Below are 11,412 nucleotides of genomic sequence, written 5' to 3' on the forward strand. Positions count from 1 at the left end.
TTCCGTCGCTGCTCGGGTTCAATGCCGGCCGGTCGCCGCGGGCGAGGCATCCAGGGCCTCCGCGAACGAGGCGCCCTCGTATTCGACCAGGCAGACTCGAATGCCGTGGAGGTCGGCGGCGTCGAAGATGAACTCGCGCACCGTGCCGGCCCGGAGTCGAGCGACCAGGCGCGCGCCCTGAGCTGTGAAATGCGCGGCGACCGCCTCGATGTCGTCGACTCGGAAGTGGACGTTGCGGAACCCCTCGCGCGCGCCCGGGACTTCGACGATCTCGAACAGGCCCGTCGTGTCCATCGCGAGTCGCACCTGATCGGGGAGCGAAGGCGCGGACGTGTCTGCTTCGTCGTCCTCATAGACGAGTTCATAGTCGACACCCGCGGTGAAGCTGCGGAACTCGACCCCGAAAAGTGCCGAGTACTTCGCGACGGCGCGATCCAGGTCGTGCACCACGAATCCGACCAGTTCCATCGATTCGATCTTCATGCCTGCTCCCGTCGTTGTGTGATCCACTCGAAACGGCTGTGGCGTTCCATGTGTAGGCAAACTAGCAGTTGCTTGGTTTCAGCGTTAGGCTGAGCCGAGGATCGAACTCGAAGGAGAGACGTGGCAATGACGGGAATCTGCCAAGGACGCGTGGCGATCGTGACGGGCGCCGGGCGCGGACTCGGGCGCGAGCACGCGCTCGAACTCGCACGGAACGGGGCGAAGGTCGTCGTCAACGACCTCGGTACGTCGCTCGGCGGCGACGGCACGTCGGTCGGCCCGGCACAGGAGGTCGTCGACATCATCCGGGCGGCCGGAGGCGAGGCGATCGCGAACGGCGCCGACATCGCTGATTTCCAGCAGGCGAAGCAGTTGGTGGATCAGGCCATCGAGACGTTCGGGCGCCTCGACATCCTCGTCAACAACGCGGGCTTCGTGCGTGACAGAATGCTCGTCAACGCCGAGGAGGACGAATGGGACGCCGTCATCCGGGTGCACCTCAAGGGCCACTTCGCGCCGCTGCGGCACGCGGCCGCCTATTGGCGCGGCGAGGCGAAGGCGGGGCGGATGCCCGCGGGGCGGGTGATCAACACGTCGTCGGGTGCGGGACTTCAGGGCAGCGTCGGGCAGGCCGCCTATTCGGCCGCCAAGGGCGGCATCGCCTCGCTCACGCTCGTGGCCGCGCAGGAACTCGCTCGCTACGGTGTCACCGTGAATGCAATCGCTCCCTCGGCCAGGACCCGGATGACCGAAGGGCCGTTCGCCGACGCGATGGCCGCGCCCGGCGAGGGATTCGACCGAATGGATCCCGCCAACGTCTCGCCCGTGGTCGCATGGCTCGCAAGCGATGACGCCGCCGATGTCACCGGGCGGGTGATCGAGGTCGAGGGCGGCCGCATCTGCCTCGAGGAGGGATGGCGCCATGGGCCGCTCCGCGACGCCGCACGGCGCTGGCAGGCCGACGAGGTCGGTGCGATCGTGCGTGCCCTCGTCGCCGAGGGCGTCGAGCCAGAGCCGGTGTACGGCGCATGAACGCCGGCGAGTGGGCCGGGCGCGCACTCGGAGAACGCACGGTCTCGTACGCCGAGCGCGACGTGATCCTGTATGCGCTCGCGGTCGGAGCGCCGGCCGACCGGCTCGACCTCGTGTTCGAGGACCGGCTTCGTGTGCTTCCCACGTTCGGCCTGACCCTCGCGCAGTGGGCGCCGGACATCCTCGCAGCCGAGGGTGCGTGGGACGACCGCTCGGTGCATGGCGCGCAGACCCTCGAGGTGCATGCGCCGCTGGCTCGTTCGGGGGAGCTCACGCTGGTGGCGCGCGTCGGCGAGGTGTGGGACAAGGGCTCGGCAGCCGTGTTCGAGATCGTGGTCGAGAGCGATTGCTTCACCGCGACCTGGTCGATCTTCGCGCCGGGCCGCGGCGGCTTCGGCGGCGAGCGGGGGCCGGGTCGGAGCAGTGCCGAGACCCGAGGCGAGCCCCGAGTCGGTACCCTCGCCACGGCAGCGAATCAGGCGGCGCTCTACCGGCTCACGGGCGATCGCCATCACATCCACATCGACCCCGGGGCATCCGCCCGCATCGGCCAGCCACGGCCCATCCTCCAGGGCCTGTGCACGCTCGCCGCCGCCACGCTGACGCTCGCCGACCTGTCGGGCGCTCACCCCGCCGAGCTCACCCGTCTCGACGGTCGCTTCAGCGGCCCGGTCGTGCCCGGCGACGAACTCACGGTGCGTTCGTGGCCGGATGCCTCGTTCGAGGTGCTGCGAGGCGACCATCCGGTCATCACCGATGCCAAGGCGGTGTTCGCATGACGCGGCGCGTGCTCGTCGCGGGCGGCACCGGCTTCATCGGCAGCCACGTGGCCGAGCGGCTCGCCCAGCGCGGCGACCGTGTCACCGTGCTCTCGCGCGGCGCGGCACGAGCCGAAGACCTGCCCGCGATCGGAGGGATGCCGCGCCTGGTCGGCGACTACACCGCCGGTGACCTCACCCCCCGGGACCTCGAGCACTTCGACGCGGTCGTCTTCGCGGCGGGTAACGATATCCGCCACGTCGCGGCGGACGCGGAGGATGACGCGTTCTGGCGCCGTGTGCAGCGCGACGGCGTACCAGCGTTCGCGGAGGTCGCGAAGCGCGCCGGCGTCGGGCGGTTCGTGCAGATCGGCAGCTACTACCACCAGTTGCATCCCGAGTGGGCCGAGACGATGCCCTATGTGGCCGCGCGTCGCGACGCCGACGAGGGTGCTCGTGCCCTCACCGGCGACGGCTTCGCCGCGATCACGCTCAACCCACCCTCGATCGTCGGCACGACACCCGGTCGCGGGCTGCGGCGATTCGCCCGCATGATCGCGTGGGTGCGGGGCGAGCTGCCCGAGCCCGAGCTGTTCGCCCCGACCGGAGGTACCAACTACATGTCGGTGCGCTCGCTCTCGCAGGCCGTCGCGGGCGCACTCGACGCGGGGGAGCCGGGCCGCGCGTACCTCGTCGGTGACGTGAACCTCACGTACCGCGACTACTTCCAGTTGCTCGCCGAGGCGGCCGGTTCGGCGAGGGTGATCGAGGAACGCGATGAGCCGCACCCGTTCCAGCCCGATCGTTTCATCGTGCAGGGGCGCGGCAACGTGATCGCGTACGAACCGGATGCCGCGGAGGTCGCGTTGCTCGGATACGACCGCGCCGACGTGCGACCGGCGTTGGAGCGCATCGTCAAGGCCGCCGACGCTGAGCGGGGCTGAGCGGGGGAATCATGCCGCTGGCGCCGCGTGCGAGAAGGAGAATGATGAGGTCGGAATTCCAGCTGGTCGCCCTCACCGGGGGAATCGGCGCAGGCAAGAGCACCGTCGCGCGGGCGCTCTGCGAGCGCGGCGCCCGGATCATCGATGCCGATGCGATCGCCCGAGACGTGGTGGACCCGTCCACGCGCGCGGGGCGTCGAGTGCTCCGCTCCCTCACCGACGTGTTCGGCGACGCGATCCTGCGTGACGAGGGCTCGCTCGACCGTGAGGCGATCGCCGCCCGCGTCTTCGAAGACCACGACAGGCGGGAGCAGCTCAACGCGATCATGCATCCGGCGATCCGCGACGCCACGGTGGAGGCCATCGCTGTCGAACGAGCGCAAGGAGGCGTGGTCGTGCACGAGATCCCGTTGCTCACGAAGGAGACCGGACCGCTGCCATGGCGTTACGACCTCATCGTGACGGTCGAGGCGTCGATCGACGAGCGAGTGCGTCGGCTCACCGAGATTCGCGGCTACGCGCCCGATCACGCCCGCGCCAGGATCAGCGCACAGGGCGATGAACAGGCGCGCACCGCGATCGCGGATGTCGTGCTGCGCAATGACGGCTCCCTGAACGACACGCTCTCGCACGTCGATGCGCTGTGGCGGCGACTCTCGGACTTGCCAAAGCAAGCGCTTGGTTATGATAGTCGTGAGTGACGAGGAGGTCAGTTATCAATGAAGATCGTCGTTCTGGTCAAGGAGGTTCCCGATACGTTCGGGGACCGCAAGCTCGACCTGGAGACCGGGCTTGCGGATCGTGCCGCAAGCGGGCCGGTGCTGGATGAGATCGGGGAGCGCGCGCTCGAGGTCGCGCTGAGTCATGCCGACAAGAACCCCGGTACCGAGGTCGTGGTGGTGTCGATGGCCCGCGAGGGGTCGGCGGCGACGATCCGGAAGGGCCTGGCGATGGGTGCGGCGTCGGCGGTGCAGGTCACCGACGAGGGCCTGCTCGGCGCTGATCTCGGTCTCACCGCCGAGGTGCTGGCCGCCGCGGTGAAGGTAACCGGGTTCGACCTGGTCATCGCGGGCAACCTGTCGACCGACGGGTCGGGCGGGGTGCTGCCCGCGATGCTGGCAGAGCTGCTTGATGTGCCGGCGGCCACGAGCCTGAACTCGGTGGAGATCTCCGATGGCCTGGTGTCTGGGGAGCGGGCGAGTGACGGGGCGACGATGCGCGTGACGGCGGAGCTGCCGGCGGTGATCTCGGTCACCGAGCGACTTCCCGATGCCCGGTTCCCGAACTTCAAGGGCATCATGGCGGCGAAGAAGAAGCCCTTCGAGACGTTGTCGCTGGCCGATCTCGATATCGATCCGGAGGATCCGGGCGCGGCGCGGTCGATCATGATCGGCGTCGCCGAGAAGCCGCCGCGGCAGGCGGGCGTGAAGATCTCCGACGAGGGCGACGCGGGTGAGCAGCTCGCCGAGTTCCTGATGACGAACCGGCTGGTGTGAAGGACGTGACGATGGCTGCCTACAACGACGATTCAATTCTGGTGCTGCTCGATGTGACCGCGTCGGGCGAGCTCGCCAAGAGCGCTGCGGGTCTGCTGGGTGCGGCGGCGGGCGTTGGCACGCCGGTGGCGTTGGCGGTGTCGGATGCTCCGGCGCTGGCGGGTGCCGCGGCCGCGCTCGGTGCGACCTCGGTGCTGGTCGCGACTCCGGGCGCCGGGCTGACGGTGCCAGTCGTGGATGCGCTGGTCGCGGCATCCGCCCTGGTGCGTCCCGATGCGATCCTGGTGTCGAACTCGATCGAGGGGCGGGAGGTCGCGGGCCGGTTCGCCGCACGTACGCGGTCGGGGCTCGCGGTCGATGCCGTCGGCGTGTCCCGCGACGATGAGGGCGTCGTCGCGCATCACTCGGTGTACGGCGGCGCGTACAACGTGGACTCCGCGGTCACGTTCGGCGCCCCGGTGATCACGGTGCGGCAGGGCGCCGTCGACGCGCGCGCCGACGCGGTCGCATCCCCGGTGGTCGAGCAGCTGGCCGTGACGCCGTCGGGCCGCAAATCGGCGACGGTGGTGTCGGTCGACGAGGCCGTGGTGTCGTCGTCGCGGCCCGAGCTGCGTGGCGCGGCGAAGGTCGTCTCTGGTGGTCGCGGGCTCGGTTCCGGAGAGAAGTTCGTGCTCGTGGAGGAGCTCGCCGACGCGCTGGGCGCGGCGGTGGGCGCGTCGCGTGCGGCGGTGGATGCCGGGTATGTGCCGTATGCGCATCAGGTGGGGCAGACGGGTGTGTCGGTCAGTCCGCAGTTGTATGTCGCGCTCGGCATCTCGGGGGCGATCCAGCACAAGGCGGGGATGCAGACCGCGAAGACGATCGTCGCGATCAACAAGGACGTGGATGCCCCGATCTTCGAGATCGCCGACTTCGGTGTCGTCGGTGACCTGTTCACCGTTGTGCCGCAACTGATCTCGGCACTGGACGCGAAGAAGAAGTAGGTATCGATGGCGACGTGCGCTCGGTCGGTTCGACGAGGTCTTCCGCGGTGGCCCGGCGGCGAAGCCTGGCCGCCCGCTGGTGAGACGCCCGTTGCCGTGGTCGACGGCGTCCCTGAGTCGGGTGCAACCGGGCCGCCGTCGATGAGGTCGGATGCCGCGGCGACCCAGCCGATGCCATCCGAGACGCTGGCCGGGCAGACCGAGACGGCACCGGGTGCGGAGCCCGTCGCGGAGGAGCCCGCTCTCGCGGCGCCTGCGGCTCCTGCGGCGACGGTGACGACGGCGGGTGGCTCGCGGCCGATCCGTCGTGGGTTGCCGAGGGTTGCCGGCGGTGAACCGTGGCCGCCGGCCGGCCTGGTCACCCTGCCCGCCGCCGCCACGGCGACCGGATCTGATTGCGCGCTTCGTCGAGGTCTGCCACGCGTCAAGGGCGGCGAGCCGTGGCCTCCGGCTGGGTTCCCGCCCGCAACGGCGGCACCCGAGCCGGCCACTCCGGCGGCGTTGGAACCGGTCGTTCCGGTGGCGGCGCCTGCGCCCGCCGCGCGCGCGCGACCCGCCCGCACCGGCCTCCCACGACCGGCCGCGGCAACCGCCCCTGCCGTGCAGTCCGCGGCACCCGAGCCCGTCACGCAGCCCTCGGCCGCGGCATCCGTCGCCACCGCCACCGCCACCGCTTCCGCCGCGCAGCCGACGCGCGCACCGCTCGCCCGGACGACCGCTCCGGCCCGTCCTGCGGCGCCGGCTCGCCCGACGGTGCCGACTCGCCCGGAGGCGCGACCAGCCGCTGCGCCCGCGAGGGAGCCCGTCCGGTTCGACGCGGTCAACCGGAGCGGGCTGCTGGGCGCGGTGATCGTCGGTGGGTTCGGCCTGCTGCTGGCGGCGACGGTCGCGGTGGTCGGGGCATCCTGGTTTATGAGTTCCCCGGCCGGGCAGGACTTCCTGGCTGCGTTCCCGGGCGAGTACCACCTGCCCGAGGGCGGCGCCGAGCCGGGGTTCCCGGCGTGGGTGCAGTGGCAGCACTTCTTCAACGTGTTCCTGATCGTGCTGATCATCCGTAGCGGGTTGCAGGTGCGCACCGAGAAGAAGCCGTCCGCGTACTGGACACCGAGGTGGTCGAGGGGCGGGCAGGGAAAGATCAGCCTCGCGCTGTGGTTCCACCAGTCCCTCGACATCCTGTGGCTGATCAATGGCGTGGTGTTCGTGGTGCTGCTGTTCGTCACCGGGCACTGGGTACGGATCGTGCCGACCAGTTGGGAGGTGTTCCCGAACGCGATCTCGGCCGGGTTGCAGTACCTGTCGCTGGACTGGCCCACCGAGAACGGCTGGGTGAACTACAACAGCCTGCAACAGCTGATGTACTTCATCACGGTGTTCATCGCCGCACCGCTCGCGGCCATCACCGGGGTGCGGATGAGCGGGCTGTGGCCGAAGAACGCGAAGACCCTGAACCGGATCTACCCGGTCGAGTGGGCGCGCGCGATCCATTTCCCGGTGATGCTGTACTTCGTCGCGTTCATCATCGTGCACGTCGCCCTCGTGTTCGCGACCGGCGCGCTGCGCAATCTGAACCACATGTACGGCGGCTCCGATGTCGTGAACTGGGCCGGGTTCTGGACCTTCTTCGCCTCCCTGGTGATCATCGTCGGCGGATGGATCGCTGCCAGGCCGTTCGTGCTGGCCCAGATCGCGAAACTCTCGGGCAAGGTCACCGCCCGCTGAGCTTCGTCACGGACCCCCATCCGCGCCGTCCAGACCGGGAACGGCTCGTCCACGCGAAGCATCGACGCCGCGCAGCAAAGATGAAGACGACGGCACTTGATGCGCGCACGCTTATTCAACGAATATCGACCCGAACTCACTCCAGACGTTCCCAGCCACCTCGAGTAGAGTCGCCAACGCAACATCCGTTCTCTCAAGGAATCCCGGGCCAGTCCGAGACCATCCGAGACTTCGGGTTCGAGAAGAAGGACTCGACAACCATCCCGTCGCCTCCGTGGTGTCGCGGGTTCGAGTCCCGCCCTCGCTACTAGAAATCATCGGTTGACCAGGGGTTTCGTGTCCTAGACAAAGGGACAGGACTCGATGGGTTCAAACGTTCACTCGACAGCGACCGCGTTTTGCGGCCTTCACGGAGAAGATGTTCGACCCATCCCGGGTGTTCTGGAACGACCTGGAACACCTCAGTGCATGGACACTGAACGATTCTCCGGGCTCGGCACGCACCGGCGATGACATCAAAGGGGCCGAAGCCCGACGGTCAAGTGCGCGACCTGATCGAAGTCATGCTCGGCACCGCCACTCGAATCGGCGAGACCCTGGCCCTGCGCAAATGCGACGTGGTCGTGTCCATCCGCATGGCCGTCGCTCCCGGTTTCGCGCTCACCGTCGACGCGGCGGCCGTGCTGGGCTGGGAACCGGCGTACTCACATCGGTCGACTATGCACTGGTGACCGAGGTCCTTCCCAGCGCCGCCGACATCGGCAGGGACGTCGGGATCATCAATCTCGCGATCGGCCTCCCGAACGTGCTCGCACCTGTGGTCGCCGCGTTCGCCGTGCAGGCGCTCGGCGGTTATGCCGCGCTCTATCTGGTGGCGTCGGCGCTGGCGGCGATCGGCGGAATCCTCGTGTACCGCATCCGGTCGGTGCGATGACGGGTCCCGGGTCGCCCCGACGGGCTACGGCTTCCCGAGGATGCCGTCGCCGCCTTCGACGTTGAGTAGCGTTCCGGTGATGTAGCTCGCCTGGGCGGAGCAGAGCCAGACGACGGCCGCAGCCTGCTCTTCGGGTTCGCCCATTCGCCGCATCGGGATGGAGGCGGCGACCGCGTCGTACGCGTCGGGGGAGGACGCCTTCCAGTTCCGCAACGCGGTCGTGAGGGTCGCCCCGGGGCAGATCGAGTTGACGCGGATGCCCTTGGCGGCGTACTCGAGCGCGGCGGTCTGGGTCATCCCGTTCACCGCCCACTTCGATGCGACGTAGGCGGACAAGCCCGGGCTCCCGTTCTTTCCGGCCATCGATGCGGTGTTCACGATGGCACCGGAACCCTGCTTCTCCATTTGACGGAGTTCGTGCTTCATGAACGTCATGGTGCCGAAGACGTTGACGGAGAAGACTCGCTCCCAGGCGGCGCGATCCTGGTCCGCGAACGGCGAGTTCGCGGTGCCGATGCCGGCGTTGTTGTGAGCGAAATCAAGCGATCCCCAGAGTTCGACGACTCGGGCGACGGTCTCCTCTGCCACAGATTCGAGCGAGGCATCGCCGATCAGGGTCTCGAACGTGCCGCCGGTCTCGCGGATCAACCGAGCGGTCTCTTCGAGACCTTCGGGCGCGATGTCCGAGATCAGCACGCGTGCGCCGGCCGCCGCGAACGCCAGGGCGCTGGCCCGTCCGATCCCGTCGCCTGCTGCGGTCACGAGACCGTTCTTTCCAGCGAGTCCGAGCGAGTTCGTCTCAGTCATTCGCGTACTCCTGTTCTGTGAAGCGACGCGCAGGGGAGGGCGGCACCGCAGGGCTGCAGACCACGCTACGCCTCGTAGCGCAGGCCATGGCCGAACCGGAAGGTCGGTTCGGCGGTGTCGAACGGGACGTCGGTGCGGCTGGCGATCACGGCGTGCATCGACTGCGGAAGATCGAAGGGGAGTGAGCCCAGCGGACCGCGGTCACCGAACAGCACCCGGAGCAGTGCTGTGTCGGATGCCCCATAGCTTCCGATCATGGCGGCCGCGGCGTGCTCCAGCCCTCCGAGCACAGCTGGCCGTTCGAGATAGACGTCGATCACCGTGGGCACGGCAGCGGCGATTCCGTTCAGCCGTTCGAGTTCCTGTTCGGGGAACTCGAGTGATCCGGCGTGGAAGTAGGCTTCGAACCCGTTCGTCCGGGGCTCGTAGGGGGCCTTGATGCGCAGGATCGCGACATCCGCTTCGTCAGGGGTTGCGACGACGGTCGCGTACTCGCGAAGTTGCTTGTCGTCCACACCTTCGGTGTAGGCGCGGATGCCCCGGCCAAGGGGGAGTGTCCGGCCCCTGTTGGTGAGCAGAGTGAGTGAATCGCTCTGCGCGTCGAGCCCTTCTGCGACGAAGTCGGCGCGGCCCACGATCGCCTGCGCGCGCTCTGTGTCGACGAAGGGGTGGTCGAACAGGCCGAGCGTGAACTTCTCGCGCAGCAGACGCCGCACCGAGATGTCGAGGCGCGCGCGGTCGAGCTTGCCGGCGTCGACCAGTTCGAGGAGGAGGTCGGTGCACAGTTCGCCGCCGAACTGATCGGCGCCGGCGTCGAGGATCTTCAGCATCCGTTCCGCCGGCGTGAGGTGCTCGACGCCCCAGGCTTTGGCCGACATGAGGGGTGAATCGGTGATCAAACCCCAGTCGGTGCAGACGATGCCCTCGAATCCGAAGCGCTCGCGCAGCAGACCGTGCAGCACCGATCGATTGAAGCCGAAACCGACCTCCTCGTAGTGTGTCCCCACCGGCATGCCGTAGTACGGCATCATCTGCGAGACGCCGGCATCGATGGCCGCCGCGAACGGCTTGAGGTGGTATTCGAAGTTGTCGCCCGGGTAGACCTGCTCGCGCCCGTATGCGAAATGCGGGTCCTCGCCGTCCTTCTGCGGTCCGCCGCCGGGGAAGTGCTTGGCCATGGTGGAGACCGACTCGGTTCCGAGGTGCTCGCCTTGGAACCCGCGGATGTACCCGGTCACGAGCCGTGACGTCAGGTCGGCGTCTTCACCGAAGGTCGCGTTGATCCGCGACCAACGCGGCTCGGTGCTGAGGTCGATCTGGGGATGCAGCGCGACGCGCAGACCGACCGCCAGGTACTCCTGCCGCGCGATGTCGGCGAACCGTTCCACGCGCTCGGCCGACCCGATGGCGGCCAGGCCGAGCGATTCCGGCCATTGCGAGAACGGGCCAGCGAGCATGGACGCGCCCGGGTTGTCAGTGAACGAATGGCGGGGGTCGGTCGAGAAGGCGATCGGGATGCCGAGCGGCAATTCGCGGGCGAGATGCTGCGCAGCGTTCTGCCACTCCGCGAACTCGCGCCCGCTCGGCGCCGATCCGAGCAGGTTGAAGTGATTCATCCGTCGGTCATGGATCAGATTCGCCACCGAGGGCAGGCCGAACATGGCGTTCGGCTCGGTGAGCTCCTGGACGGCCACCATCGTGTGGAAGAGGAGACCGGCCTTGTCGGCGTCGTCCATGCGGGAGAGGAGGTCCTCGACGCGGTTGTCGATTGAAACGGACGCGTCCTGGTACGGGAAGCGCGCTGGGCTGGCGTAGGCAGTCATGTTCAGGTCAGCTTCCCGTTGGTCAGGCGGCTTCGTCCTCGGCGTCTGCCCATTCGATCTCTGTCGACTTGAACCAGTTCCACCCGCGTGCGTCCCACACGACCGACAGCGCTGCGAGGCGGTCGGCGTATCCGGTCCATTCGGTGTCGCCGGTGGGTCCCCAGGCCTTCTCGGCGAGGCCGCCGAGGCGGGGCAGGAGCATGAACTCGAGTTCTTCGCGGGTGGCGATGGTCTCGCACCAGATGGCGGCCTCCACGCCCGCGATCTGGTCGTCGGATGCCACACCGGGGGTGTCGTCGACCGGATCCCACTCGACGCCCTCGCGAACCGACATGGGTGGGTAGACGGGCAGGCCGACGTGGGCGCGCATTTCCTCTTGTGCGGGGTCGGTGGATGTCACGGCGTGGGGGCGATCGAAGTACACGCGGCTCGT

Annotated in this window: 13 protein-coding genes; 9 read left to right on the top strand and 4 right to left on the bottom strand. The window is 68.6% G+C overall.

Going from position 1 to position 11,412, the window contains the following annotated elements; genetic code table 11:
• Positions 1-18: 18 nt before the first annotated feature.
• Complete coding sequence (locus tag ACFWN7_RS15785; protein WP_376939800.1) at positions 19-483, bottom strand: VOC family protein; 465 nt, start codon at positions 481-483, stop codon at positions 19-21.
• A 126-nt stretch (positions 484-609) separates the two neighbouring features.
• Here ACFWN7_RS15785 and ACFWN7_RS15790 point away from each other — a divergent pair, with 126 nt between their 5' ends.
• The 9 genes from ACFWN7_RS15790 (at position 610) to ACFWN7_RS15830 (ending at position 8,349) form a co-directional block, all read left to right on the top strand.
• On the top strand, positions 610-1,515 hold the full coding sequence (locus ACFWN7_RS15790) for an SDR family oxidoreductase (RefSeq protein WP_376939815.1): 906 nt from the start codon (positions 610-612) through the stop codon (positions 1,513-1,515).
• On the top strand, positions 1,512-2,294 hold the full coding sequence (locus tag ACFWN7_RS15795; RefSeq protein WP_376939801.1) for a MaoC/PaaZ C-terminal domain-containing protein: 783 nt from the start codon (positions 1,512-1,514) through the stop codon (positions 2,292-2,294). The genes ACFWN7_RS15790 and ACFWN7_RS15795 overlap by 4 nt, the downstream gene beginning before the upstream one ends.
• Positions 2,291-3,217, top strand: a complete 927-nt coding sequence (locus tag ACFWN7_RS15800) for an NAD-dependent epimerase/dehydratase family protein (RefSeq protein ID WP_376939802.1) — start codon at positions 2,291-2,293, stop codon at positions 3,215-3,217. The genes ACFWN7_RS15795 and ACFWN7_RS15800 overlap by 4 nt, the downstream gene beginning before the upstream one ends.
• A gap of 41 nt (positions 3,218-3,258) precedes the next feature.
• On the top strand, positions 3,259-3,918 hold the full coding sequence (gene coaE, locus ACFWN7_RS15805; protein WP_376939803.1) for a dephospho-CoA kinase: 660 nt from the start codon (positions 3,259-3,261) through the stop codon (positions 3,916-3,918).
• Positions 3,919-3,936: 18 nt separating this feature from the next.
• Positions 3,937-4,713 (top strand): electron transfer flavoprotein subunit beta/FixA family protein, encoded by a 777-nt coding sequence (locus ACFWN7_RS15810; protein ID WP_376939804.1) that lies wholly within the window; start codon positions 3,937-3,939, stop codon positions 4,711-4,713.
• An 11-nt stretch (positions 4,714-4,724) separates the two neighbouring features.
• Complete coding sequence (locus ACFWN7_RS15815; RefSeq protein ID WP_376939805.1) at positions 4,725-5,696, top strand: electron transfer flavoprotein subunit alpha/FixB family protein; 972 nt, start codon at positions 4,725-4,727, stop codon at positions 5,694-5,696.
• 171 nt (positions 5,697-5,867) lie between these two features.
• On the top strand, positions 5,868-7,415 hold the full coding sequence (locus tag ACFWN7_RS15820) for a cytochrome b/b6 domain-containing protein (RefSeq protein WP_376939806.1): 1,548 nt from the start codon (positions 5,868-5,870) through the stop codon (positions 7,413-7,415).
• 509 nt (positions 7,416-7,924) lie between these two features.
• The gene (locus ACFWN7_RS15825; protein ID WP_376939807.1) at positions 7,925-8,146 is read left to right on the top strand and encodes a hypothetical protein; all 222 of its coding nucleotides are present in this window, start codon (positions 7,925-7,927) and stop codon (positions 8,144-8,146) included.
• Positions 8,143-8,349, top strand: coding sequence for a hypothetical protein (locus tag ACFWN7_RS15830; RefSeq protein WP_376939808.1), 207 nt, complete (start codon positions 8,143-8,145; stop codon positions 8,347-8,349). Before ACFWN7_RS15825 ends, ACFWN7_RS15830 begins: the two co-directional genes overlap by 4 nt.
• Positions 8,350-8,373: 24 nt before the next feature.
• Here the strand turns inward: ACFWN7_RS15830 and ACFWN7_RS15835 are convergent, their stop codons facing one another.
• The 3 genes from ACFWN7_RS15835 to ACFWN7_RS15845 form a co-directional block, all read right to left on the bottom strand.
• On the bottom strand, positions 8,374-9,156 hold the full coding sequence (locus ACFWN7_RS15835; RefSeq protein ID WP_376939809.1) for an SDR family NAD(P)-dependent oxidoreductase: 783 nt from the start codon (positions 9,154-9,156) through the stop codon (positions 8,374-8,376).
• A gap of 65 nt (positions 9,157-9,221) precedes the next feature.
• Entirely contained in the window at positions 9,222-10,979 is a 1,758-nt protein-coding gene (locus ACFWN7_RS15840; protein WP_376939810.1) for a glycoside hydrolase family 3 protein, read from the bottom strand.
• A 22-nt stretch (positions 10,980-11,001) separates the two neighbouring features.
• A partial coding sequence (locus ACFWN7_RS15845) for a family 20 glycosylhydrolase (RefSeq protein ID WP_376939812.1) occupies positions 11,002-11,412 on the bottom strand: 411 nt, incomplete at its 5' end.

Origin of the sequence: Agromyces sp. NPDC058484 (genome assembly GCF_042720415.1) — a bacterium.
Lineage (GTDB): Bacteria > Actinomycetota > Actinomycetes > Actinomycetales > Microbacteriaceae > Agromyces.

What these genes read in the sequence shown, in the direction of transcription:
- coaE (WP_376939803.1), top strand. Translation starts at nt 3,259, where the DNA reads ATGATGAGGTCGGAATTCCAGCTGGTCGCCCTCACCGGGGGAATCGGC.
- ACFWN7_RS15825 (WP_376939807.1), top strand. Translation starts at nt 7,925, where the DNA reads ATGACATCAAAGGGGCCGAAGCCCGACGGTCAAGTGCGCGACCTGATC.
- ACFWN7_RS15800 (WP_376939802.1), top strand. Translation starts at nt 2,291, where the DNA reads ATGACGCGGCGCGTGCTCGTCGCGGGCGGCACCGGCTTCATCGGCAGC.
- ACFWN7_RS15840 (WP_376939810.1), bottom strand. Translation starts at nt 10,979, where the DNA reads ATGACTGCCTACGCCAGCCCAGCGCGCTTCCCGTACCAGGACGCGTCC.
- ACFWN7_RS15790 (WP_376939815.1), top strand. Translation starts at nt 610, where the DNA reads ATGACGGGAATCTGCCAAGGACGCGTGGCGATCGTGACGGGCGCCGGG.
- ACFWN7_RS15785 (WP_376939800.1), bottom strand. Translation starts at nt 483, where the DNA reads ATGAAGATCGAATCGATGGAACTGGTCGGATTCGTGGTGCACGACCTG.
- ACFWN7_RS15810 (WP_376939804.1), top strand. Translation starts at nt 3,937, where the DNA reads ATGAAGATCGTCGTTCTGGTCAAGGAGGTTCCCGATACGTTCGGGGAC.
- ACFWN7_RS15815 (WP_376939805.1), top strand. Translation starts at nt 4,725, where the DNA reads ATGGCTGCCTACAACGACGATTCAATTCTGGTGCTGCTCGATGTGACC.
- ACFWN7_RS15835 (WP_376939809.1), bottom strand. Translation starts at nt 9,156, where the DNA reads ATGACTGAGACGAACTCGCTCGGACTCGCTGGAAAGAACGGTCTCGTG.
- ACFWN7_RS15820 (WP_376939806.1), top strand. Translation starts at nt 5,868, where the DNA reads ATGCCATCCGAGACGCTGGCCGGGCAGACCGAGACGGCACCGGGTGCG.
- ACFWN7_RS15795 (WP_376939801.1), top strand. Translation starts at nt 1,512, where the DNA reads ATGAACGCCGGCGAGTGGGCCGGGCGCGCACTCGGAGAACGCACGGTC.